Annotated in this window: 21 protein-coding genes; 14 read left to right on the top strand and 7 right to left on the bottom strand. The window is 64.2% G+C overall.

What is annotated here, in order from left to right; translation table 11 throughout:
* Positions 1-2: 2 nt before the first annotated feature.
* From LB559_RS19155 to LB559_RS19145, 3 genes are read left to right on the top strand one after another with little or no spacing between them, the layout of a single operon-like run.
* Positions 3-1,352, top strand: a complete 1,350-nt coding sequence (locus LB559_RS19155; protein ID WP_224674730.1) for an aminotransferase class III-fold pyridoxal phosphate-dependent enzyme — start codon at positions 3-5, stop codon at positions 1,350-1,352.
* A gap of 52 nt (positions 1,353-1,404) precedes the next feature.
* Positions 1,405-2,691: an aminotransferase class III-fold pyridoxal phosphate-dependent enzyme gene (locus tag LB559_RS19150; RefSeq protein WP_224674729.1), complete on the top strand. Its 1,287-nt coding sequence runs from the start codon at positions 1,405-1,407 to the stop codon at positions 2,689-2,691.
* The gene (locus LB559_RS19145; RefSeq protein WP_224674728.1) at positions 2,688-3,710 is read left to right on the top strand and encodes a phosphotransferase enzyme family protein; all 1,023 of its coding nucleotides are present in this window, start codon (positions 2,688-2,690) and stop codon (positions 3,708-3,710) included. The genes LB559_RS19150 and LB559_RS19145 overlap by 4 nt, the downstream gene beginning before the upstream one ends.
* A 28-nt stretch (positions 3,711-3,738) precedes the next feature.
* On the opposite strand, the gene hpaH is transcribed toward LB559_RS19145, so the two are convergent.
* From hpaH to LB559_RS19120, 5 genes are all read right to left on the bottom strand, one after another.
* The gene (gene hpaH / locus LB559_RS19140; protein ID WP_224620780.1) at positions 3,739-4,545 is read right to left on the bottom strand and encodes a 2-oxo-hept-4-ene-1,7-dioate hydratase; all 807 of its coding nucleotides are present in this window, start codon (positions 4,543-4,545) and stop codon (positions 3,739-3,741) included.
* Positions 4,542-5,414, bottom strand: a complete 873-nt coding sequence (locus LB559_RS19135; protein WP_063169699.1) for a fumarylacetoacetate hydrolase family protein — start codon at positions 5,412-5,414, stop codon at positions 4,542-4,544. Before LB559_RS19135 ends, hpaH begins: the two co-directional genes overlap by 4 nt.
* A gap of 235 nt (positions 5,415-5,649) precedes the next feature.
* Complete coding sequence (hpaD, locus tag LB559_RS19130; RefSeq protein ID WP_224674727.1) at positions 5,650-6,630, bottom strand: 3,4-dihydroxyphenylacetate 2,3-dioxygenase; 981 nt, start codon at positions 6,628-6,630, stop codon at positions 5,650-5,652.
* Positions 6,631-6,644: 14 nt separating this feature from the next.
* The gene (gene hpaE / locus LB559_RS19125) at positions 6,645-8,162 is read right to left on the bottom strand and encodes a 5-carboxymethyl-2-hydroxymuconate semialdehyde dehydrogenase (protein WP_063170418.1); all 1,518 of its coding nucleotides are present in this window, start codon (positions 8,160-8,162) and stop codon (positions 6,645-6,647) included.
* A gap of 11 nt (positions 8,163-8,173) precedes the next feature.
* A complete protein-coding gene (locus LB559_RS19120; RefSeq protein WP_013528543.1) occupies positions 8,174-8,560 on the bottom strand; it encodes a 5-carboxymethyl-2-hydroxymuconate Delta-isomerase in 387 nt (128 codons plus the stop codon).
* 215 nt (positions 8,561-8,775) lie between these two features.
* On the opposite strand from LB559_RS19120, the gene hpaR reads away from it, so the two are divergent.
* The gene (hpaR, locus tag LB559_RS19115; RefSeq protein WP_224620863.1) at positions 8,776-9,171 is read left to right on the top strand and encodes a homoprotocatechuate degradation operon regulator HpaR; all 396 of its coding nucleotides are present in this window, start codon (positions 8,776-8,778) and stop codon (positions 9,169-9,171) included.
* A gap of 29 nt (positions 9,172-9,200) precedes the next feature.
* Here the strand turns inward: hpaR and LB559_RS19110 are convergent, their stop codons facing one another.
* Both LB559_RS19110 and LB559_RS19105 read right to left on the bottom strand, forming a co-directional pair.
* Complete coding sequence (locus tag LB559_RS19110) at positions 9,201-9,710, bottom strand: flavin reductase (RefSeq protein ID WP_013528541.1); 510 nt, start codon at positions 9,708-9,710, stop codon at positions 9,201-9,203.
* Positions 9,711-9,716: 6 nt separating this feature from the next.
* Positions 9,717-11,261: a 4-hydroxyphenylacetate 3-hydroxylase N-terminal domain-containing protein gene (locus LB559_RS19105; RefSeq protein ID WP_224674726.1), complete on the bottom strand. Its 1,545-nt coding sequence runs from the start codon at positions 11,259-11,261 to the stop codon at positions 9,717-9,719.
* A gap of 92 nt (positions 11,262-11,353) precedes the next feature.
* On the opposite strand from LB559_RS19105, the gene LB559_RS19100 reads away from it, so the two are divergent.
* The 10 genes from LB559_RS19100 to LB559_RS19055 all read left to right on the top strand — a co-directional run bounded on the left by LB559_RS19100 (position 11,354) and on the right by LB559_RS19055 (position 22,443).
* The gene (locus LB559_RS19100) at positions 11,354-12,223 is read left to right on the top strand and encodes a helix-turn-helix domain-containing protein (RefSeq protein ID WP_224674725.1); all 870 of its coding nucleotides are present in this window, start codon (positions 11,354-11,356) and stop codon (positions 12,221-12,223) included.
* A gap of 206 nt (positions 12,224-12,429) precedes the next feature.
* Positions 12,430-12,918 carry a hypothetical protein gene (locus LB559_RS19095; protein ID WP_224620786.1) on the top strand — a complete coding sequence of 163 codons (489 nt, stop codon included), beginning with the start codon at positions 12,430-12,432 and terminating at the stop codon, positions 12,916-12,918.
* 177 nt (positions 12,919-13,095) lie between these two features.
* Positions 13,096-14,190: a transporter substrate-binding protein gene (locus LB559_RS19090; RefSeq protein ID WP_013528537.1), complete on the top strand. Its 1,095-nt coding sequence runs from the start codon at positions 13,096-13,098 to the stop codon at positions 14,188-14,190.
* On the top strand, positions 14,187-14,804 hold the full coding sequence (locus tag LB559_RS19085; RefSeq protein ID WP_024502123.1) for an ANTAR domain-containing response regulator: 618 nt from the start codon (positions 14,187-14,189) through the stop codon (positions 14,802-14,804). Before LB559_RS19090 ends, LB559_RS19085 begins: the two co-directional genes overlap by 4 nt.
* A gap of 19 nt (positions 14,805-14,823) precedes the next feature.
* Positions 14,824-15,690 carry an ABC transporter permease gene (locus tag LB559_RS19080; protein WP_128278528.1) on the top strand — a complete coding sequence of 289 codons (867 nt, stop codon included), beginning with the start codon at positions 14,824-14,826 and terminating at the stop codon, positions 15,688-15,690.
* Complete coding sequence (locus tag LB559_RS19075; RefSeq protein ID WP_063170923.1) at positions 15,687-16,607, top strand: ABC transporter permease; 921 nt, start codon at positions 15,687-15,689, stop codon at positions 16,605-16,607. Before LB559_RS19080 ends, LB559_RS19075 begins: the two co-directional genes overlap by 4 nt.
* A 33-nt stretch (positions 16,608-16,640) precedes the next feature.
* On the top strand, positions 16,641-18,284 hold the full coding sequence (locus LB559_RS19070) for an ABC transporter substrate-binding protein (RefSeq protein ID WP_063170924.1): 1,644 nt from the start codon (positions 16,641-16,643) through the stop codon (positions 18,282-18,284).
* The gene (locus tag LB559_RS19065) at positions 18,274-19,218 is read left to right on the top strand and encodes an acetamidase/formamidase family protein (RefSeq protein ID WP_024502120.1); all 945 of its coding nucleotides are present in this window, start codon (positions 18,274-18,276) and stop codon (positions 19,216-19,218) included. Before LB559_RS19070 ends, LB559_RS19065 begins: the two co-directional genes overlap by 11 nt.
* Before the next feature lie 46 nt (positions 19,219-19,264).
* Positions 19,265-21,028: an ABC transporter ATP-binding protein gene (locus LB559_RS19060; RefSeq protein ID WP_224674724.1), complete on the top strand. Its 1,764-nt coding sequence runs from the start codon at positions 19,265-19,267 to the stop codon at positions 21,026-21,028.
* A gap of 206 nt (positions 21,029-21,234) precedes the next feature.
* Positions 21,235-22,443: an ABC transporter substrate-binding protein gene (locus tag LB559_RS19055; RefSeq protein WP_224674723.1), complete on the top strand. Its 1,209-nt coding sequence runs from the start codon at positions 21,235-21,237 to the stop codon at positions 22,441-22,443.
* The last annotated feature ends 2 nt before the right edge of the window (positions 22,444-22,445 follow it).

Below are 22,445 nucleotides of genomic sequence, written 5' to 3'. Positions count from 1 at the left end.
TTATGCGCGACATCAATTTTCTCACCGAAACCAACGCCAAGCCGATCTGGCATCCGATGGCGCATCCGGCCGAGATGCGGGCCAACCCGCCAAAGGTGATCATGAAAGGCGAGGGTGTGATGGTCACCGACATCGCCGGCAACACCGTGCTCGACGCCGTCGGCGGCCTGTGGAACGTCAATCTCGGCTACAGCTGCGAACCGATCAAGAAAGCGATCGCCGACCAGCTTGGCGCGCTGCCCTATTATTCCGGCTTTCGCGGCACCTCGACCGGCCCGTCGATCGAGCTCGCCTACGAACTCTGCGAATGGTTCGAGCCAGAAGGCATGGTGCGGACGTTTTTCACTTCGGGCGGCTCGGATTCGGTCGAAACGGCACTTCGGCTGGCGCGGCAGTACTGGAAGATCCGCGGCCAGGCCGACCGGACCAAGTTCCTGGCGCTGAAGAAAGGCTACCACGGCACGCATTTCGGTGGCGCGTCGGTCAACGGCAACGCCAATTTCCGCCGCAACTACGAGCCGCTGCTGCCGGGCGTCTTCCACATTCCCGCGCCCTGGACCTTCCGCAATCCGTTCGACGAGACCGACCCAGTGCGGCTGGCAAAACTCTGCGCTAGGGCGCTGGAGGACGAGATCGCCTTCCAGGGCGGCGATACCATCGCCGCGTTCATTATGGAGCCGGTTCTCGGCGCCGGCGGCGTCATCGTTCCGCATGAGAGCTTCATGCCGCTGGTGCGCGAAATCTGCGACCGCCACGAGATCCTGCTGATCGCCGACGAAGTGGTGACGGGCTTCGGCCGCACCGGCGCATGGTCGGGTTCGCGTCTGTCCGGTGTGAAGCCGGATTTCATGACCATCGCCAAGGCGATCACTTCGGGTTATTTCCCGCTCGGCGCCACTTTGATCGGCGCCAAGGTCGCCGATGTCTTCGAGGCCGACAAGACCAGCTTCGGCGCCATCGGCCATGGCTATACCTATTCCGGCCATCCTGTCGGCTGCGCCGCGGGTCTGGCGGCGCTTGCCGAGACCAAACGGCTGCGCCTGAACGAGAACGCGGCCGCGCGTGGTGTCGAACTCGCAGCCGTGCTGGAGGGGCTGAAGGCGAAGCATGCGATCGTCGGCGATGTCCGGTACAAGGGCCTGATGGCGGCGCTGGAGCTGGTCTCGGACAGCGCGACGAAAAAGCCCGCCGACAAGAAGACCATGGCATTGGTTTCGGAGGCGGCCTATGAGGCCGGCGTCATGCTGCGCGTCTCCGGCAACACCGTCATCTTGTCGCCGCCGCTCATCATCAGCACCGCCGATGTGACGAAGATCGGGGAAGCTTTGGATGCAGGCCTGTCGAAGGTCTGACGGGTCGGCCGCTACATCGGAGTTGGTATACATGGCTCAATCGCAGGAAAAAATGGCTGAGGAAGCGCTGGTTAGCCGGCGTTCGCGCCTGCTCGGCGCGAAATCGCAATTGTTCTATGACGAACCAGTGCATCTGGTGCGCGGCGAGGGCGTCTGGCTTTACGATGCCGATGGGCGCAAATATCTAGATGCGTACAACAACGTCGCCCATGTCGGCCACTGCCACCCCCATGTGGTCGAAGCCTTGTGCCGGCAGGCAAGCTTGCTCAACACCCACACGCGCTATCTGCACACCGCCATTCTCGACTATGTCGAGCGGCTGACGGCGACCTTCGATGCCAGCCTGTCGACCGCCATCCTGACCTGCACCGGCAGCGAAGCCAACGACATCGCGCTGCGCATGGCGCAGGCCGCCACCGGCCGCATGGGTATCATCGCCACCGACGCCACCTATCATGGCAACACCGCGGCGGTTTCGCAGCTCAGCACCCGCATGCCGCCGGTCGGCGGCCGCGCCCGCAATGTCAGGCTGGTGCCGGCGCCTGACAGCTATCGCCATCCGGATGCGATGGCCAACGGCAAAGCCTTTGGCGACGCGGTGCGCGAAGCCATCGCCGCGCTGGCAAAGGACGGTATCGGCCTGTCCGGCATCATCCTTTGTCCGCTGCTCGCCAATGAAGGCTTTCCGACGCTCCCATCCGGCTTTTTCGACGACGCGATGCGCGCGGTGCGTGACGCCGGCGGACTGGTCATCGCCGACGAGGTGCAGCCTGGTTTCGGCCGCACCGGCAGTCATTTCTGGGGCCACCAGCGCGCAGGCTTCGTTCCCGACATCGTCACCATGGGCAAGCCGATGGGCAACGGCCATCCAATCGCCGCCGTGGTCACATCAAGGGAGATATTGGCGACCTTCCGCAACGCCTTCCGTTATTTCAACACCTTCGGCGGCAATCCGGTTTCCTGCGCGGTGGCCAATGCCGTTCTCGACGTCATCGAGCAGGAAGATCTCGTTGCCAACGCGCGTGACGTCGGCGCCTATGCACTCAACCTGCTGCGCCCGCTCGCCGATCGCCATGAATGTATCGGCGAGGTCAGGGGCGCTGGCCTGTTCTTCGGCGCCGAACTGGTTCACGACCGCAAGACGCGCGAACCGGCGCCCGACATTGCCGAGCAGGTCGCCAACCGGATGCGCCAGCGCGGCGTGCTGATGGGCAAGACCGGCATCCACGGCAATGTGTTGAAGATCCGCCCGCCAATGCCGTTCTCCCGCGACAATGCCGACTTCCTGATCGGCGTCCTCGACGAAGTGCTTGGCGAAGTCGGCGGAGTGAAGGCGTGAGCGCAGTCTCCGCGCAATCCGAACCCGAGACGGCAGCCGATGTCACGGCGCTGGCCAGGCGCGCGCTCGCCCATTGGGGCATTGATGAGGGTGAGCCGGAGCTGCTGAAATTCCGCGAGAACGCGGTCTTCCGGATCCGTCTACCCGATGGCCAGCCGGCCGCCATGCGCATTCACCGGCTTGGCTATCACACGGACGCCGCCCTGCGCTCGGAACTGCAATGGATGGGTTTTCTGCAATCGGCCGGCATCGCCACGCCATCTGCGGTCGCCACGCCGGCTGGCGATCTGTTCGTGCTTGTCAGCGCGAACGCCTCAATGCAACCCCGGCAAGTCGATTGCCTGAGCTGGCTGGAAGGCCGCGCCGTCGGCGCGCGAGGCGTGCCGCTGGATTTTACGCCCGAGCAGGCAAGACAGATCTTTACCGAGATCGGGCGAACCATCGCCCACATGCACAATGTCACAGCAGCCTGGACGCGTCCGTCCGGCTTTGCCCGCCATGCCTGGGATTTCGACGGCTTCTTCGGCGCGAACCCGAATTGGGGGCGTTTCGAGACCTCGCCCTTCCTCGACGGTCCTCGCCGCGAACTGGTTTTGCGGGCGCGCGAAAAGGCCGTGCGCGCGCTATTGACGTATGAACGCAGTGCCCGCAATTTCGGCATCATCCACGCCGACCTGGTGCGCGAGAATGTGCTCGTCCATGATGGTGCGATCCGCATCATCGACTTCGACGATTGCGGCCATGGCTGGCACATGTACGACCTTGCCGTCGCGCTTTACCAGAACCGCGATGAGGCGATCTATCCGCTGATCGAGGCCGCTTTGCTCAAGGGCTATCGGCAGGAGCGCGAACTGACGGCGCGCGACATCGCCGCGCTGCCGCTGTTTTCTGCCTTGCGGGCCTTCGCCTTCCTCGGCTGGGTGCAGAGCCGCGTCGAAGGCGACATCACCAGGGAGGTCGGCCTGCGCATGTCGGCCATCGCAGCCGATGTGGTGATTGCCTATCTGCATGGCGAATAGGGCCGATTGATAAGAACTGGCGGAACCGTCAGCCCTTCGCGAAATGGATGCTGACCGTGCCCGAACTGCCGAAATCGGCGACGATCGTGTCGCCGGGTCGCGCCTCGACCGGACGCACGAACGACCCGGAGAGAACGACCTCGCCGGCAGCGATCGACATGCCGTAGCGGGCGAGCCTGTCGGCCAGCCAGGCAATGCCCATCGCCGGATGGTTGAGCACGCCGGCGCCAAGCCCGGTCTCCTCGACCTCGGCATTGCGCGAGACGATGGCGCCGATCCAGCGCATGTCGGCTTCATCAGGCCGCTGCGGCCGGCCGCCGATGACGATGCCGGCATTGGCGGCATTGTCTGAAATGGTGTCGAAGAAGGTACGCGCCTTCTTCGTCTCCGCATTGACGCGCTCGATGCGCGTATCGAGGATTTCGAGCGCCGGCGTGATGTAGTCGGTGGCGTTGAACACGTCGAAGATCGTCACGCCGGGGCCTTTCAGCGGCGCCTTCATGACGAAGGCGATCTCGGCCTCGACGCGCGGCTGGATAAAGCGGCCGGCCGGAACCGACGCGCCGTCATTGAAGAACATGTCGTCGAACAGCACGCCCGAATCCGGCGTGTCGATGGCGAGCGCATATTGCATCGCCTTGGAGGTGAGGCCGATCTTCCAGCCCTTCGGCTTCAGCCCGGCATCGATCTTGCGCGTCACCAGCGCTGCCTGCACGCGATAGGCATCCTCCATCGTCGCCTCGGGAAAATCGAGGCTGAGCAGCCGGATCTGGCGGCGTGAACGCTCGGCCTCGAACAGCCGTGCCGCGGCGTCTTCCACTTGCTCCGGGGTCATGCTGCTTCCTCGTCGACGACGCTGTTGCGCAGCACGCCGATGCCGTCTGCCTCGACCTCGATGACGTCGCCCGGCTTCAGCCAGATCGGCGGCTCGAAGCGGGCGCCGGCGCCCGTCGGCGTGCCGGTGACGATGATGTCGCCCGGCACCAGCGTGGTGAAGGTCGAGACATAGGCGATAATCTTGCGAAACGAGAAGATCATCCGGCTGGTGCGGTCCTGCTGGCGGATTTCGCCATTGACGCGGGCGGTCAGCGCGATGTCGGCGATCTGCTCCGCGTCGGTGAACGGCACCAGCCAAGGGCCGATCGAGCCGCTGCGGTCGAAATTCTTGCCTTGCGTGACGTTGAACTTGGCATGCCGCACCCAGTCGCGGATGGTGCCTTCATTGCACAGCGACAATGCCGCAATATGGCTGAGCGCGTTGGCCTCGGCAATGCGCCGTCCCGCCTTGCCGATGACGATGACGATTTCGCCCTCATAATCGAGCTGCGGGGATTCCGGCGGCCGCACCAGCGGCGCGCCATGGCCGACGAAGGAGCGGGGAAAACGGACGAACAGCGACGGATTCGAGGGTGCTGCCTGGCCGTCCTTGTACTCCTCGTTGCGGTCCGGATAGTTGACGCCGACGCAGATGATCTTTTCCGGCGAAGGGATCGGAATTTCGTAGGCAATGGCGTCGAGCGGGAAATCGATCGGGAAGGCCTCGGCCTCTTCCGCCAGCCGCCGCAAGGCGCCGGCCTCGATCGCTTCCCGCAGCGTCGGCCACTGGCCGTGGCGCGCCGACAGGTTGATGACACCCTTGCTGGTGACCGCGCCATAGCGCGCCTTGCCGCCGACGGTGAAGGTGGCGAGCCGTGCGTGTTTCATGCTGCGGCTCCGGCAATGGTGGTGGGCGAGGATGGCGCTCTACGGCGCCCCCCTCTGTCCTGCCGGACATCTCCCCCACAAGGGGGGAGATCGGATGTCATCTCTGCCTTCGCCAATTTCCAACGCTGCAACAGAGGCGCTGACCATGGGCCTAGCCAATCTCCCCCCTTGAGGGGGAGATGTCCGGCAGGACAGAGGGGGGCGCCACGGAACGCTGACATCTCCAAAATCCCACTCACGGCGCAATGATCGGCGAAGCCGCCAAATCCGGCTGGCGCGCCTCCGCCCCGGCAAACGCACTGCCCTCCTCGAACCAGCTTTTCGGCGCCGGTGCGCCCCACAGCGTCTGGCGCTGCGGGTCCTTGAGGTCCCACTTGATCGGCTCCAGGTCCGGATCGACCGTCTGGTAGTCCGAACAGTAGATCTCGATACGGTGGTTGTCCGGGTCGCGGACATAGAGGAAGAAGGCGTTGGAGATGCCGTGCCGACCAGGGCCGCGTTCGATGTTCGGCAAATAGCCCGTGGTCGCCATCAGGTCGAGCAGGTCGATGATGTTGAGCGGCGTCGGCACCCAGAAGGCGACATGATGCAGGCGCGGGCCGATGCCGTTGGTGAACGCGATGTCGTGGACGCCGCCCTTGCGATGCGTCCAAGCTGCCCAAAGCTTCCCGGTTGCGGCATCCTCGGTGTATTCGGTGACGCGAAAACCGAGCTCGTTGTAGAAGGCGACGGACTCGTCGACATTGGGCGAGAAGCAGTTGAAGTGGTCGATGCGTAGCGGCTTGACGCCCTTGTAGAGCGCATATTTCTGATGGATCGGCGGCAGCCTTTCCATCTGGGCATAGAACTCCAGCGGAATCCCGTGCGGGTCGCGCGTCCGAAAAGTGCGCGACTGGTAGGGCCGCTCGACCCATTCCACCGGCAGGCCCTTGCCCTTGAAGAAATACTCGGCCTTATCGAGGTCCTCGTCCGAAAGGACCTTGAAGCCGAGGTCGCGCGCTTCCGGCGTCGTCGCCTTGCGCAGCACGATGCAGTGATGGCCACGTTCCTCCATGGCGCGCAGGTAGATGGCGCCTGATGTCTCGTCGGTAACCTGCAGGCCGAGCGTGTCGACATAGAAGGCGCGGGATTTGGCGAGGTCGGTGACAGCCAACTCGACATGGCTGAGGCGCACGATGTTGAAGGCGGGGTAGAGATTGGGTTTGGGCAAGGGCATCCGATTTCCTCCGGTCAGCCGCCGAGTTTCTGGATCGCGTGCGCCGTCGTCGCGAAGGCGACGTTCTTCGTCTCCATGTAGAAGTCGAAGGAATGGTCGCCGCCGTCGCGGCCGATGCCGGAATTCTTGACGCCGCCGAAGGGGGTCGGCAAATGCCGCACGTTCTCGGAGTTAACCCAGATCATGCCGGCCTCCAGCGCATCGGTGAAACGGAAGGCGCGGGTGACGTCAGAGGTCCAGAGATAGCCGGTCAGGCCGTATTGCGTGTCGTTGGCCAGCGCCAGCGCTTCCGCCTCGTCGTTGAACGCAATGGCGCTCAGCACCGGCCCGAAAATCTCCTCCTGCGCGATGCGCATGCCGTTGGTCACGTTGGTGAACAGGGTCGGGCCGACATAACAGCCGCCTCCCGGTCCATCGACCTTGCCGCCGCCGACGGCCAGCGTCGCCCCCTCCGACCTGCCGATGTCGATATAGGACAGCACCTTCTTTTCATGCACCGGATGGATCAGCGGCCCGGCCACCGTTTTCGGATCGAGCGGGTGGCCGACGACGATGCGCTTCGCCCTCTCCGCGACTTTGGCGGTGAAGCTTTCATAGATCGAGGCTTCGACCAGAAGCCGCGACGACGAGGTGCAGCGCTCGCCATTCAGCGAATAGATCATGAATACGGCGGCGTCGGCGGCGCGCTCGAGATCGGCGTCGGCAAAGACGATCACAGGGTTCTTGCCGCCAAGCTCGAAATGCACGCGCTTCAGCGTGCCGGCGCCTTGCTTCATGATCATCGAACCGGTGCGGCTTTCGCCGACAAAACCGATCGCCCTGATGTCGGGATGCTCGGTCAGCGCCTTGCCGGCGTCTTCACCAAGGCCGTTGACCAGGTTCCATACGCCTTTCGGCAGGCCGGCCTCCTCGGCGATCTCGACCAGCAGGCGGGCGGTCAGCGGCGAGAATTCAGCCGGCTTATGAACCACGGTGCAGCCGGCCGCCAGCGCTGGCGCAATCTTCCACGTCGACAGCATGAACGGTGTGTTCCACGGCGTGATGATGCCGACCGGGCCGATCGGAACGCGCGTCGTCATATTGACCTGGCCTGTCGTACGCAGCGTCTCGCCGTCGCGCGCTTCGGGCGCGCGGTCGGCGAAGAAACGGAAATTCTCGGCACCGCGCAGCGCTGCCTTGGCCATGAACTTCAGCGCCTGGCCGGTATCCATGCATTCGACAAAAGCGATCTCCTCGGCGCGCGCTTCGATTGCGTCGGCGATTTTGTGCAGCAGCTTCTTGCGTGCCTCGCCAGGCATGGCTGCCCAGGCTGGGAACGCCGCCTTCGCCGCCTTGGCGGCGCGGTCGATGTCGGCGGCCCCGCCGCGCGCGACGCTTGCCAGCGGCTTGAGGTCGACCGGCGACAGCGTTTCGAACGTCGCGCCATCGAGGGCCGGCACCGCCTCGCCGCCGATCTGGTTCAAAACGCCATCGCGCTTGAAGCGGGCCAGATAGGCCTCGGCCTTTTTCAGATTGCCTTGCAGGTCGGACATGTCGGGTTCCGTCACTTGCCGCGCAGCCGCGGGTGGATTGCGTTTTTCTTCCAGCTGAGCACCGGGTCGATTTCCCGGATTTCGAGCGACAGGGCGAAATGCGGGGTCTCGAACAGGGTGGCAAGGTATTCGCTCACCGCCGCGAAGACAGCCTCGCCGGTCCGCTTCTTCTCGTCCGGGCTGCGGCCGGTGCCGATGCGAAACGACATGTCGAGAAAAGCGTTTTCCGGCAGGCTGTCGGCCATCGCGTAGGCCTCGGCGCGAAAGGCCCGCACCCGCACGGCGCCGGTCTCGAACAGCCCGGTGTCCAGCACTGTGCGCAACACCAGCGCGCACAATTCGTCCATATCGACCTTGGCATCGAGATTGGCCGAATACTCGATGGAGAAGTGAGGCACGGCGCTTCGTTTCCCTGGGTTATTGCTTTGTTGTAGTTAACGCGTTAATTACATGCCGCATCCGCGAAGTCAAGTCTTGCATCGGCCTTGGCGCAACGATACGGGATGGCAGGAACGGGCCCCGGCTGGCGGATTCGGCCGAGGGAAGGCCTGTTTCGATCGCAAGCGTGGGAGGCTCTTTTTTGCTGCCTGAAAATACCCGTCGTTCCCTGCCGATGGCGCTGCTTCATGCCCGCGAAGCGGTGATGGCGCGGTTTCGGCCGATGCTTGCGGCGCATGACGTGACCGAACAGCAATGGCGCGTGCTGCGTGTGCTCAGCGAAGCCGGCCCGGTCGAGGCGACGGAACTTGCCGATCGCGCCTCGGTTTTGCCGCCCAGCCTGACGCGCATCATCAAGGCGCTCGAGGGACGCAAATTCATCACCCGCAACAAGGCCGAAGGCGACGGCCGCCGCGTCGTGCTGACCATTGCGCCTGCCGGCTCCGCCCTGATCGACGCCCTGTCGCCCGAGCGTCGCGTCATCTATGACGACATCGAACAGCGTTTTGGGCATGAGAAGCTGGAGCAGCTCCTCGACCTCTTGGAGAGCTTGATCGACGGCGAGAGCTGAGCGGTCGGTCCTGGCCGTTTCGTCCAGGCTCACCCGCCAAAGCTGCCCAACCGTGTCGGCTGCGTATAATTCCGGTCGACATAGAGCAGGGCCGAGCCGCCGCTGCCGTGCCGGACATCGATGACGCGGCCGATCATGACATTGTGCGTGCCGACGACATGCACGGTCTCGATCTCGCAATCGAAGTTGACGATCGCATCCGACAGCGCCGGCGTGCCGGAGGTCAGCGTCTGCCAGCGCGCCGAGGCGTAGCGCGCCTCCATGTCCCTGGTCGCGCCGGCGAACTTTCCCGCCAGATGCATGTGGTCATGCGTCAGCACGTTGACGCAGAAGCGCCGGTTGGACAGGAACATGGCGGCCTGGGTCGAGCGCCCGTTCATGCACACGAGCAGCGTCGGCGGCTCGTCCGAGACGCTGCACATGGCGGTGGCGGTGAAGCCGCCGCGTCCTGCCGGCCCGTCTGTGGTGACGATGTTGACCGGCGCGCAGACCCTCGCCATGGCGTCGCGGAAATCGGCTTTCGAAATCTGCGTGGCCATGTGATTTCACTCGGCCGTTGAGACAAGCGGATTGAACCAGGTATCGCCGGTCCAGCCATTCTCGTCATAATCGGCCATGCAGGTGTCGACCAGCTCTTCCATCGCCTTCAGCCGCCCGCCGCGCTCGGCGCCTTTCAGCACCTGCAGCCGTACCTCTTCCGGCGCACCGGCATAGTTGAGCTCATAGAGCGCGTGGCGGCCGCCGAACTCGGTGCCGGTCGCATCCCACAACAGCTTCATGATCTTGATGCGTTCGATGTGGCCCATATCGTTGGAGCCGCGCACATATTGCGCCAGATATTTGTCGATCTCGGGGTTGTTGAAGTCGCGCACCGACGACGGCAGGTAGATCAGCCCCGAGGCGATCACCCGGCGCACGGTGTCGATGAGGCGCGGATAGGCTTCCGACATGAAGGTGCGGTAGGCAAGGGCGGCTTCGAGGTTGGGCAGGACGGCGCCATTCGCCCATGGGATCGGGTTGTAGGCCATGGCGTTGGAAAAGCTCCAGAACATGTGCCTGAGCGCAATGACCTCGCCCAGTGCCGCCTGGTTGCCGCGGAAAGCATCGCCGCCCGTGGCGCGCAGCGCCTTGGCCAGCAGGCCGGCGAGAAAGTCGAGCTTGACGGCGAAACGCGTGCAGCCCTGGAAGCAGTAGCCATGCATGAAGCCGGAGGCCGGATGGAAGGACAGGATTTTTTGCGCATCGCGCAGCACCAGCACGTCCTCCCAGGGGATGAAGACATTGTCGAGCACCAGGATCGCGTCGTTCTCGTCGAAGCGCGACGACAGCGGATAGTCGAAGGGTGCCGCCACCGTGTTGGCCGTCTGCTCGTAGGAGACGCGGCAGAACATCTTTATCCCCGGCGCATTCATCGGCACGATGAACATCACCGACAGCGACGGATCCTCGGTCACCGTCGCCGACCCTTGCGCCAGGAAATTGTAGTGCGTCAGCGCCGAGGACGTCGCCACCACCTTGGCGCCGGACACGTAGATGCCGGCGTCCGTCTCCCTGTTGATGTGGACGAAGACATCCTTCACCTGTTCGGCCGGCTTGTGGCGGTCGATCGGCGGGTTGACGATGGCGTGGTTCATGAACAACGCGGCTTCCTGCGCGCGTTTGTGCCAGGACAGGGCATTGTCCTTGAACGGCCCGTACCAGTCGGCATTGGCGCCGAGCGTGTTCATCAGCGCCGCCTTGTAGTCGGGCGTGCGGCCCATCCAGCCATAGGACATGCGCGACCACTCCGCGATCGCCGTCTGCTGGGCAACAAGCTCGGCGGAAGACTTGGCAACGCGGAAATATTTGTGGGTGTAGCCGCCCGAGCCGGTGTCGGTTGGTGACGTCAGCGCGTCCCGCCGCTTTGGATCATGCAGGGCGTCGTAGAGGCGCGCCAGCGACCGCGCCGAATTGCGCATCGCCGGATGCGTGGTGACGTCGGCAATGCGTTCGCCGTTGATATAGACCTCGCGGCGATCGCGCAGGCTCTCCAGATACTCGGCCCCGGTGAATGGGCGTGCCTTATCGGTGCGGAAGTCTTCTGATCGCATGATGGTCCTCCTCTTAAGCCGTAACCCTAGCGCCCTGGGCATCGATCGGTTATGGACGGAACGGCAAAACCGATTGGACTTTTTCCGGCGTCATGAGCCAGAGATCCATCCCCGACTTCTTCGTCTATGGCGAGCCGGTGCGGCCGCTCGATGTCGGTTTTCTGCATGTCGAGACGGTGCTTGCGCGCGGCAATATCCATCTTGGTGAGGTCGCCGCGCACAAGCACCCGCAGATGGGTCAGATCACCTTCTGGACCAGCGGCTCCGGTACCTACCGCATCGAAGACCGATCCTGGGACTTTTCGGCGCCTGCCGTGAGTTTCGTGCCGAGCACTATCGTGCACGGCTTCTCGATCGGCCCCGGCACCGACGCCATCGTCGTCTCGGTCGCCGACGGCGCGCTTGCGGCCATCGCGGCTCACAGCCTGCTGCCGCTGGACCGGCCGGTCTTTGCCGACGGCATGCCGCAGCACGCAGCGTGGGCCAGATTGGCGGCGGTGCTGGAGATGATCGCCGCCGAATACGCCGAGGCGCAAGCCGGCAAAGACAGGGTCCTGCAGGCGCTGATCGCCGTCGCGCTCTCCCACATCGCGCGCCTCAGTCCCGAGACAAAGGATGCCACGGCGTCTTCTGATGCCTCACTGGCGTTGGGGCTGCGCCGGCTCGCCGATGCGCATTTCCGCGACAACTGGCCTGTTGATCGCTACGTCGAGGCGCTGGCCACGACGCCGCATCTCCTCGACAAGGCCAGCCGCGCGGTGCTGGGCAGCGGCGTCAAACGCGTCGTCAGTGAGCGACGGCTGCTGGAGGCCAAGCGGCTGCTGTTGTTCACCGTACGCTCGGTCGAGGACATCGCCTACGAGATCGGCTTCGACGACCCGGCGTATTTTTCACGATTCTTTCGCGCGCGGGTCGGCGAAGCGCCCGCGTCCTGGCGGCGGAAACAGTTGCAGGGTCATTGATGGGTGACCATGGATGCGGACCTTGGCGCGCCGTTCCGGCGCGAGTCCGCTTCCGCCAGGGCGTTGGCTTCCCGACCGGCCATGATGCAGCCACAGCCACTTTTTCGTGAAGCTGAACGGGTTGATCCGCTCGCCTGTCTGCCTAGGTAGAAAGGAGCGGCGGGCGCCACGCAAAATCTGACAATCGGGCAAATCTGACAGTCGGCATGATATTTTCCTGCATTCGAAAGCTTGGCCTCGCTGCTCTCTGTGTCGGCATCCAGTCTTCCTGCGTCGTTCCCGACGATACGTCGCGTATCGCCAAGGTTGATCCAACGGCGGCGGCTGCCCGCAAGGAGATGGTCGGCCTCAGCGAAGCCGATGTTCGAATGTGCGCCGGGTTTCCGACCGCCACCGCCGACGCCGGCCAATCGGGCCAGATCTGGACCTACAAGCGCATCGTCCAGCGCGGCAATCTCAGCATTGTGGTTCCGACGTTGGCGGTCGGCGCGATCCCGGCGGTCGGCGGCTCCGTCAATGTCGCTCCCGGCGGCTATTGCGATACGCAAATTCGCATGGTCGATGGCCGCGTCGCCGAAGTTGCCTATGCCGGCGACAACAATTTGCCGAACAGGCGCGACGCGCTTTGTGTCAGCACGGTGGACGCCTGTGTGACCTATGCCCGCCAACACGGCCAGAGGCCGGCGGCCAAATAGCCGGCGGCAGCGAAACGGCGATGGCAGGTCATGCAAATGTCGTTGAGGGCTTGACTGACCCGCCGGACCGAATACGCTAGCGCAAAATACCGGCTCTGATCGCCGGGCGGCAAAAATGCCTCGTATGCCTCGCCCTTCCGGCGCAGGCTGCGAGGCATTGTCATTTCTGGGTCCTGTTTGAAACGGCGCATCGAGATCGGCATCCTGTATTCCCGCTCGGGGAGCTATCAGCTCGTCTCCGATGCGTGCCGCATCGGTGCCATGCGTGCCATAGCCGACATCAACGCCGATCGCAGCTCAGGCATCGAACTGGTGCCGGTGGAGCGCGATCCGCAAAGCAATGCGGACCGCTACGCAACGCTTTGCGAAGATATCTTCAAGACCAGCAGCGCACGCCATGTCATCGGCTGCGTCACCTCCTGGAGCCGCAAGGAAACCATTCCGGTCTTGGAGAAAGCCGGCGGCATGCTCTGGTACGCCTGCCCCTATGAGGGCTTCGAAGCCAATGAGCATGTCGTCTACATGCACGCCTGCCCCAACCAGCATCTGGTGCCGCTGATGGCGCATGTCGTGCCGCGTTTCGGCGCCAACGGCTTCCTGCTCGGCTCGAACTACATCTGGGGCTGGGAGATGAATCGCGTCGCGCGCGACCTGATCGCGGATGCCGGCGGCAAGGTGCTGGGCGAACGCTACCTGCGCATCGGCGAGACCGACGTGTCGCGGCTGATCGCGGAGATCCGCGCCACGCGGCCGAACTTCATCCTCAACAACTTGATCGGCACCTCGTCCTACGCCTTCCTCGCGGCCTATCGCGACCTGGGTCACGAGGATGCCGCCTTCAGTCCCGGGACTTGCCCCGTCATCTCCTGCAACCTGACCGAAGGTGAGCTGCCGGCGATCGGTGAATCCGGCAAGGGACATCTGTCGGTCGGGCCGTATTTCGCGCCGCGCCCGGCTGCCTTTGCCTCATCCTTCGAGGCCTCCGCCTATGCCTCGGTGCAGGTGATGGCCGACGTGCTCTCCAGCAATCCCGACGCCGGTCCGGCGGAATTCTCCAAAGCCTTCGCCGAACGCCGCTTCTCCACCCGGCTCGGTCCGATCGCCATCGACGCCCACTCGCAGCACGCGACACTGCCGGTGATCATCGGGCGCATCGCGGACGGCTTCTTCGAGGTCGTCAGCCGCGAAGACGAAGTCGCGCCGGATCCGTATCTGTCGCGCTACGACCCGGCAAAAACATTCGGCCGCCCGCGCCTGAGGGTGGTGTCGTGACCAGAGCCCCACGCATCCCCAATCTCGGCGGCGCCAGGGCGTTTATCCTGCATCGCCCGCATCCGACGGTGCAGGCGATCACCAGGCAATTGTCGGCCATCGGGCTGATCACGCTGGATTGCTGGCCGGAACTGCCGCCCGAGGCGCTGGCCGCCGATTTCGTCTTCTTCGACGCCGATCTCGGCTTTGACGAGCAGTTTCCGTGGAAGCCGGGCGAGGCACCGATGCCGCTGGTGGCGCTGATCGGTTCCGAGGCGCCGGGCCGCATCGAATGGGCGCTGTCGCATAAGGCCGATGCGCAGCTGCTGAAGCCGGTCGGCAATGCCGGCGTCTACAGCGCGCTGCTGATCGCGCGCCAGAGTTTCGAGGCGCGAAAACACCTGGCCAGCGAGATCGCCTCGCTTCGCCAGCGCGTTGCCGAGCGCCAGACCATCGTGCGCGCGGTGACGGCACTCGCGAAAGGCAGCGATGACGGCCGCGCCTATGCGCAACTGCGCTCGCTGGCGATGAGCTGGCAGATCAGCGTCGAGGATGCCGCGCGGCGGATCGTGGCCATGACAAGTGAAGAAGCAACAGGGGAAGAAGGCGGCGATGACCAGTCCCATCGTGCCTGATCTCACCGCGCCAGGGCGCATGCCGGTCAAGCCGCGCGCCGGCGTCTGGCGCCGGCTGGTCAGGCGCCGTCTGGCTCTGCTCGGGCTGGTCATCGTCGCCATCGTCGTTGCCGGCGCCGTGCTGGCGCCATGGCTGACTGGCTATGATCCCAACGAGCAGATGTTCGACGGCCTGACCATCGAGGGCTCGCCCTTGCCGCCGGATGCAAAATTCTGGCTGGGCACCGACTTGCTCGGCCGCGACCTCCTGACCCGCATCCTCTACGGCGCCCGCACCTCGCTGATCATCGGCATCGTCGCCAATGGCGTGGCGCTGTTCATTGGCACGCTGGTCGGTGTTGTCGCCGGCTATTTCCGTGGCTGGATCGGCAGCGCGCTGATGCGTTTCACCGATTTGATGATGGCGTTTCCGGCACTGCTGCTCGCCATTTGCCTGGCCGCGGTGTTCGAGCCCAGCCTGTGGATCGTCGCCATGGTCATCGCTTTGGTCAACTGGGTGCAGACCGCCCGCGTCATCTACACCGAGACCTCATCGCTGGCGGAGCGTGAGTTCATCGATGCCGAACGCACCATCGGCGCGAGCGCGCCGCGCATCCTGTTTCGCCACATCCTGCCGCATCTCTTACCGACCATCATCGTCTGGGGCACGCTCGGCATCTCGACCACCGTGCTGCTCGAGGCGACGCTCTCTTTCCTCGGCATCGGCGTCCAGCCGCCCACGGCGTCCTGGGGCAACATCATCTTCGAGAACCAGACCTATTTCCAGGCCGCACCCTGGCTGGTGTTCTTCCCCGGTGCCGCGATCCTGGCGCTGGCGCTGGCTTTCAACCTGATCGGCGATGCGCTGCGCGACATTCTCGATCCGACGCAGAGGGGCCGGGCATGATCGCCTATCTCGGCCGCCGCCTCATCCAGTCGCTGCTGATCCTGCTCGGCGTCTCGCTAATCACCTTCGCGCTGCTCTATCTCCTGCCGGCCGATCCGGTGCGCCAGATCGCCGGCCGCAGCGCCACGCCGCAGACGGTCGAGAACATCCGCCAGCAGCTCGGCCTCGACCAGCCCTTCATCGTCCAGTACTGGCGCTATCTCACGAAGCTCGTCAGCGGCGATTTAGGCCGCTCCTACATCCAGCGCTCCGAAGTCACCGAGCTGATCGTCTCGCGGCTGCCGGCCAGCCTGTTGCTGATGGTCGGCGCCATCCTGTGCGAGCTGTTGCTCGGCCTGAGCATGGGCCTGATCGCCGCCGTCAAGCGCGGCACCGCCACTGACCAGACGCTGATGGTCGCCTCCTTCGTCGGCGTCTCGGCACCGCAATTCGTCGTCGGTCTGCTGCTGCTCTACGTCTTTGCCGTGCGGCTCAGCTGGTTCCCGATCGGCGGCTACGGCACCTGGCGTCATCTGGTGCTGCCGTCACTGACCATGGGAATCCTCGGCGCCGGCTGGTACGCGCGCATGATGCGCTCGTCGATGATCGACGTGCTGCGCCAGGATTACGTGCGCACCGCCCGCGCCAAAGGCCTGGCGCGGCGAGCTATCCTGTTCCGCCATGCGCTGCCCAACGCCATCCTGCCGGTGATCGCCATGATCGGCATCGACATAGGCATCTTCATGGGCGGCATCGTCGTCGTCGAAAGCGTATTCGGCTGGCCCGGCATCGGCCAGCTCGCCTGGCAGGCCATCCAGCGCGTCGACATCCCGATCATCATGGGTGTGACGCTGGTGTCGGCCTTCGCCATCGTGCTGGGCAATCTGCTGGCCGACATCATCGCGCCCTTCATCGACCCCCGCATCAAGCTCAGATGAAATGAAAACCAGACAGAGAAAGGGAACATAAAAATGAAAAGGTTTCTCGCATCCACGGTAGCGGCATCGGCGCTGGCGCTGATGCTCGGCATGACGAGCGTTCGCGCCGAGGACGCCGTCGATCCGAACGCCAAGCAGGGCGGCGCCATCACCATCACCTACAAGGACGACGTCGCCACGCTCGATCCGGCGATCGGCTATGACTGGCAGAACTGGTCGATGATCAAGAGTCTGTTCGACGGGTTGATGGACTACGAGCCGGGCACCACCAATTTGAAACCCGACCTCGCCGAAAGCTACGAGATTTCGCCCGACGGCAAGACCTTCACCTTCAAGCTGCGCCATGGCGTGAAATTCCACAATGGCCGCGAGATGACGGCCGACGACGTGAAATATTCGCTCGACCGCGTCACCAATCCGAAGACGCAGAGCCCCGGCGCCGGCTTCTTCGGCTCGATCAAGGGCTATGACGATGTCGCCGCCGGCAAGGCCGAGAGCCTCTCCGGCGTCACCGTCGTCGACCCTTACACGATCAAGTTCGAATTGACCCGCCCCGACGCCACCTTCCTGCATGTGATGGCCATCAACTTCGCCCATGTCGTGCCGAAGGAAGAGGTCGAGAAATACGGCGCCGATTTCGGCAAGCATCCGGTCGGCACCGGCGCCTTCAAGCTCGCCGAGTGGACGCTCGGCCAGCGCATCGTCTTCGAGCGCAATGCAGACTACTGGCACAAGGGCCTGCCGCATCTGGACAAGATCACCTTCGAGATCGGCCAAGAGCCGATCGTGGCGCTGCTGCGCCTGCAGAAAGGCGAGATCGACGTCCCCGGCGACGGCATTCCGCCAGCAAAATTCCAGGAGGTGATGGCCGATCCCGAGCAGAAGGCACGCGTCGTCGAAGGCGGCCAGCTGCACACCGGCTATGTCACCATGAACACCACCATGGCGCCGTTCGACAATGTTAAGGTGCGCCAGGCAGTCAACATGGCGATCAACAAGGCGCGCGTCATCCAGATCATCAACGGCCGCGCCGTGCCGGCCAACCAGCCGCTGCCGCCGTCGATGCCGGGCTACGACAAGGAATACAAGGGCTATCCCTATGACGTCGCCAAGGCCAAGGCGCTGCTCGCAGAGGCTGGCCACCCCGACGGCTTCGAGACACAGCTGTTTGCCATGAACACCGATCCCAACCCGCGCATCGCCCAGGCGATCCAGCAGGATCTGGCGGCGATCGGCATCAAGGCCAGCATCCAGTCGCTGGCGCAGGCAAACGTGATTGCCGCCGGCGGCGACAAGGCCGGCGCACCGATGATCTGGTCCGGCGGCATGGCCTGGATCGCCGACTTCCCGGATCCGTCGAACTTCTACGGCCCGATCCTCGGCTGCGCCGGTGCGGTGCCCGGCGGCTGGAACTGGTCGTGGTATTGCAACAAGGATCTCGACGCCAAGGCGGCCGAGGCCGACTCGGTGGTCGACCCGGCTAAATCAGGCGAACGCGACAAGATGTGGAGCGCCATCTACGACAAGGTGATGGAAGACGCGCCCTGGGCGCCGGTCTTCAACGAGCAGCGCTTCACCATGAAATCGGCGCGCATGGGCGGCGCCGACAACCTCTATGTCGACCCGGTTCATATCCCGATCAACTACGACAATGTGTACGTAAAAGATGTGCAATAACTGCGACTACACCATCCATGGGCGCCAACATCATTTCGGCTGGGACAATTCGTTTGCCCCGGCCGAGCGGGTGGCGCCCGGCTCGACGATCGAGTTCCAGTGCCTCGATTCCTCCGGCGGCCAGTTGCAGGCCGGCAGCACGGTCGCCGACGTCGCCAAGCTCGACTTCGCCACCGTCAATCCGGTGACCGGGCCGATCTTCGTCGAGGGCGCCGAGCCGGGTGACGCGCTGAAGGTGACGATCGAGATGTTCAAGCCGTCCGGCTTCGGCTGGACGGCCAACATTCCGGGCTTTGGGCTGCTCGCCGACGACTTCAAGGAGCCGGCGCTGAACATCTGGAAATACGACGCTGCCTCGCTCGAGCCGGCGCTGTTCGGCAAGAATGCGCGTGTGCCGTTGAAACCCTTCGCCGGCACCATAGGCAACGCGCTGGCGGAAAAGGGCCACCACTCGGTGGTGCCGCCAAGGCGCGTCGGCGGCAATCTCGACATCCGCGATCTCGCCGCCGGCACCACGCTCTATCTGCCGGTGGAAGTGGCGGGCGCGCTGTTTTCGGTTGGCGACACCCATGCCGCGCAAGGTGACGGCGAGGTCTGCGGCACGGCGATCGAAAGTCCGATGGACGTCGTGCTCAAGCTCGACCTGGTCAAGGATGCCAGGCTGAAGACGCCGCGCTTCACCACGCCAGGCCCGGTGACGCGCCATCTCGACGCCAAGGGCTATGAGGTGACGACCGGCATCGGTCCGGACCTGATGACCGGCGCCAGGGAAGCGGTTGCGCAGATGGTCGACCTGCTCGCCGGTCGTTATCACATCGACCCAGTCGAGGCCTATATGCTGGCCTCGGTCTGCGGCGATCTCCGCATCAGCGAGATCGTCGACATGCCGAACTGGGTGGTGTCGTTCTACTTTCCGCGCTGCGTGTTTGAATGAGGAGGGGGGTGTGCCGGAGTAAATCCCTCTCCGGGTCACGCGCGCAATGATCGCCGCCAGCGAACCCATACTCGACATCGCCAACCTCTCCGTCAGCGTGCGCGGCGAGGAGGGCGAGCGCGAGGTCGTCTCCGACCTGTCGCTGACGTTGTCTCGTGGCGAGACGCTGTGCATTGCCGGTGAATCCGGCTCCGGCAAGTCGATGACCGCTCTGGCCATCATGCAGCTTCTGCCGCAGCCTGCCGCCAGGATTTCATCCGGCAAGGTCCATCTCGGCGATACAGATCTGACGATTCTGGACGAGCGCCGGATGCGGCGCATTCGCGGCAACCGCATCGCCATGATCTTCCAGGAGCCGATGACCTCACTCAACCCGGTGCTGTCGATCGGCCGGCAGCTCACCGAATCCATCGAGGCGCATACCTCCCTGTCGCAGAGCGAGGCTCGCCAGCGTGCCATCGAGGCGCTGAAGGCGGTGCGCATTTCGGAAGCCGAAAGCCGGCTAAAGCAGTTTCCGCACGAACTGTCCGGCGGCATGCGCCAGCGGGTGATGATCGCCATGGCGCTGGCGCTCGAGCCGGACGTGCTGATCGCCGACGAGCCGACGACGGCGCTCGACGTCACCGTGCAAGGCGAGGTGCTGGAACTTTTGCGCGATCTGCAGCGCCAGCATGGCACCAGCGTCATCCTCATCACGCATGACATGGGCGTCGTCGCCGAAATGGCCGACCGCGTCATCATCATGCGGCATGGCCGCATGGTCGAAGAGGGAAAAACCGCTGACATTTTCGCCAGGCCGCAAGCCGGCTACACGCGCGAGCTGCTGGCCGCCGTGCCGCGCATCGGCAGCGGTATCGGTCGCCAGGAATCCAGGAGTGCCGAGACGGCAACGCCGGCCAATGTCGCTGACGTCAAGGACCTGCATGTCCGTTTCGACCTGCATGGCGGCTTCTTCGGCCGGGTCACTCGTCGCGTCCACGCCGTCGAAGGCGTCAGCTTCTCGATCGCGCCCAACGAGACGCTGGCGCTGGTCGGCGAATCCGGTTGTGGCAAGTCGACCACCGCCAAGGCGCTGGCCGGACTGGTGCCCTACAGCGGCGACATCGCCATTGGCGGCCGCAATCTGTCCGGCCTCGGCCGCGACGAGCGCAAGGCGGTGCGCCGCGACGTGCAGATGATTTTCCAGGACCCCTATGCCTCGTTGGACCCACGCATGCGTGTCGGCGACCTCGTCGCCGAGCCGCTGCTGATCCACGGCATCGCCTCGAAGGAAGAGCGCAGCCAGCGTGTCGCCGCACTGTTCGAGCGCGTCGGCCTGTCGGCTGACCAGATGGAACTCTATCCGCATGAATTCTCCGGCGGCCAGCGCCAGCGCGTCTGCATTGCCCGCGCGCTTGCACTGCGGCCGAAGCTGATCATCGCCGACGAAAGCGTCTCGGCGCTCGACGTCTCGGTGCAGGCGCGCGTGCTCGATCTGTTGAAGGAATTGCAGCGCGAATTCGGCGTCGCCTATCTCTTCATCTCGCATGACATGGCGGTGGTCGAGAACATCTCCGACCGCGTCGCCGTCATGTATCTCGGCCAGATCGTCGAGATGGGCACCCGCGACCAGGTCTTTTCCAACCCGCGCCATCCCTACACCAGGCGCCTGATCGAAGCCGTGCCCGTGCCCGATCCCGCGCGGCGCAGAAGCCGCTTCGCGCGCCTCGACCAGGAAATCCCGAGCGCCACCCGCAGGATCGGCGAGGCGCCGCTGAAACTGGCGCTGAGGGATGTGGGCAACGGCCATCTCGTCGCCGCCGAGGGCTGAGCCGGCACTGTCGCCGGGCGGTTCACATGTTTGCGTCTCTATCTCTCGCCCAAGGCTCGCGTTGCGCCGCCAAACCGTATCGCTTCGAACACTAAATCCCTAACGGCCTCTTGCCCTCTGTCCCTATCTTCCTCATGTTCAATACCATTGCGATGATCGATCGTAGGAGGGTCGGTCGGATTCATCGCTATGGGAGGAAGTCAACCATGAAGGTAAGCCTTTTCGTTTCCGCGGCACTTCTCGCCGCATCCGCGATCCCCGCTTCGGCCGTCGAAATTTCCGACGGCAAGGTCAAGATCGGCATCCTCAACGACCAGTCGGGCGTCTACGCCGACTTCGGCGGCAAGTGGTCGGTCGAGGCGGCCAAGATGGCCGTCGAGGATTTCGGCGGTAAGGTGCAGGGAGCGCCGATAGAAATCATCAGCGCCGACCACCAGAACAAGCCGGATATCGCCTCCAACATCGCCCGGCAGTGGTACGACACCGAGCAAGTCGATGCCATCATGGAACTGACGACCTCTTCGGTAGCGCTCGCCGTCCAGGGGATTTCCAAGGAAAAGAAGAAGATCGACATCGTCACCGGCGCGGCAACCACGGAGCTGACCGGCAAACAGTGCTCGCCCTACGGCTTCCACTGGGCCTATGACACTCACTCGCAGGCGGTGGGTACCGGCGGCTCTCTCGTGCAGCAGGGCGGCGACAGCTGGTTCTTCGTCACCGTCGACTATGCATTCGGCTACTCGCTGAAGGATCAGACCACCAAGTTCGTCGAAAGCCATGGCGGCAAGGTGCTGGGCGAGGTGCGTTATCCCCTGGGATCGACCGATTATTCGTCCTTCCTGCTGCAGGCGCAATCGTCGGGCGCCAAGGTCATCGGCCTGGCCAATGCCGGCCTCGATACCTCCAACTCCATCAAGCAGGCGGCCGAATTCGGCATCGTGCAGGGCGGTCAGCGTCTTGCCGCACTCCTGTTCACGCTGGCCGAGGTGCATGGGCTTGGCCTTCAAGCGGCGCAGGGCGTCGTGTTGACCGAAGGCTATTACTGGGATCGCGACGACAAGAGCCGCGAATTCGGGCAGCGCTTCTTCAAGCGCACCAACCGCATGCCGAACATGATCCAGGCCGCGACCTATTCGGCGGTGACACAGTATTTGAAGGCGATCGACAAGGCCGGCACGGACGAGACCGAAGCCGTCGCCAAGCAGCTGCATTCGATGCCTGTGGACGACGCGGTGATAACCAACGGCAAGGTGCAGGCGGACGGCAACATGGTCCACGACATGTACCTCTACCAGGTCAAGTCGCCAGCCGAGAGCACCGAGGATTGGGACTACTACAAATATCTCGCCACCATTCCAGGCAACGAGGCCTTCCTCAGCGAGAAGGAAAGCGGCTGTCCGACGGCCGGCCAGTGATC

Source organism: Mesorhizobium sp. BR1-1-3 (assembly GCF_020165455.1).
In the GTDB taxonomy this organism is placed as follows: domain Bacteria; phylum Pseudomonadota; class Alphaproteobacteria; order Rhizobiales; family Rhizobiaceae; genus Mesorhizobium; species Mesorhizobium ciceri.
This window is presented reverse-complemented; position numbering and strand designations above follow the sequence as displayed.

Bases quoted from the DNA above. Each gene is read 5' to 3' on its own strand.
- LB559_RS19155 (WP_224674730.1), top strand. From the start codon at position 3: ATGCGCGACATCAATTTTCTCACCGAAACCAACGCCAAGCCGATCTGG.
- LB559_RS19150 (WP_224674729.1), top strand. From the start codon at position 1,405: ATGGCTGAGGAAGCGCTGGTTAGCCGGCGTTCGCGCCTGCTCGGCGCG.
- hpaH (WP_224620780.1), bottom strand. From the start codon at position 4,545: ATGACCCCGGAGCAAGTGGAAGACGCCGCGGCACGGCTGTTCGAGGCC.
- LB559_RS19135 (WP_063169699.1), bottom strand. From the start codon at position 5,414: ATGAAACACGCACGGCTCGCCACCTTCACCGTCGGCGGCAAGGCGCGC.
- hpaD (WP_224674727.1), bottom strand. From the start codon at position 6,630: ATGCCCTTGCCCAAACCCAATCTCTACCCCGCCTTCAACATCGTGCGC.
- hpaE (WP_063170418.1), bottom strand. From the start codon at position 8,162: ATGTCCGACCTGCAAGGCAATCTGAAAAAGGCCGAGGCCTATCTGGCC.
- hpaR (WP_224620863.1), top strand. From the start codon at position 8,776: ATGGCGCTGCTTCATGCCCGCGAAGCGGTGATGGCGCGGTTTCGGCCG.
- LB559_RS19110 (WP_013528541.1), bottom strand. From the start codon at position 9,710: ATGGCCACGCAGATTTCGAAAGCCGATTTCCGCGACGCCATGGCGAGG.
- LB559_RS19105 (WP_224674726.1), bottom strand. From the start codon at position 11,261: ATGCGATCAGAAGACTTCCGCACCGATAAGGCACGCCCATTCACCGGG.
- LB559_RS19100 (WP_224674725.1), top strand. From the start codon at position 11,354: ATGAGCCAGAGATCCATCCCCGACTTCTTCGTCTATGGCGAGCCGGTG.
- LB559_RS19095 (WP_224620786.1), top strand. From the start codon at position 12,430: ATGATATTTTCCTGCATTCGAAAGCTTGGCCTCGCTGCTCTCTGTGTC.
- LB559_RS19080 (WP_128278528.1), top strand. From the start codon at position 14,824: ATGCCGGTCAAGCCGCGCGCCGGCGTCTGGCGCCGGCTGGTCAGGCGC.
- LB559_RS19075 (WP_063170923.1), top strand. From the start codon at position 15,687: ATGATCGCCTATCTCGGCCGCCGCCTCATCCAGTCGCTGCTGATCCTG.
- LB559_RS19070 (WP_063170924.1), top strand. From the start codon at position 16,641: ATGAAAAGGTTTCTCGCATCCACGGTAGCGGCATCGGCGCTGGCGCTG.
- LB559_RS19065 (WP_024502120.1), top strand. From the start codon at position 18,274: ATGTGCAATAACTGCGACTACACCATCCATGGGCGCCAACATCATTTC.
- LB559_RS19060 (WP_224674724.1), top strand. From the start codon at position 19,265: ATGATCGCCGCCAGCGAACCCATACTCGACATCGCCAACCTCTCCGTC.
- LB559_RS19055 (WP_224674723.1), top strand. From the start codon at position 21,235: ATGAAGGTAAGCCTTTTCGTTTCCGCGGCACTTCTCGCCGCATCCGCG.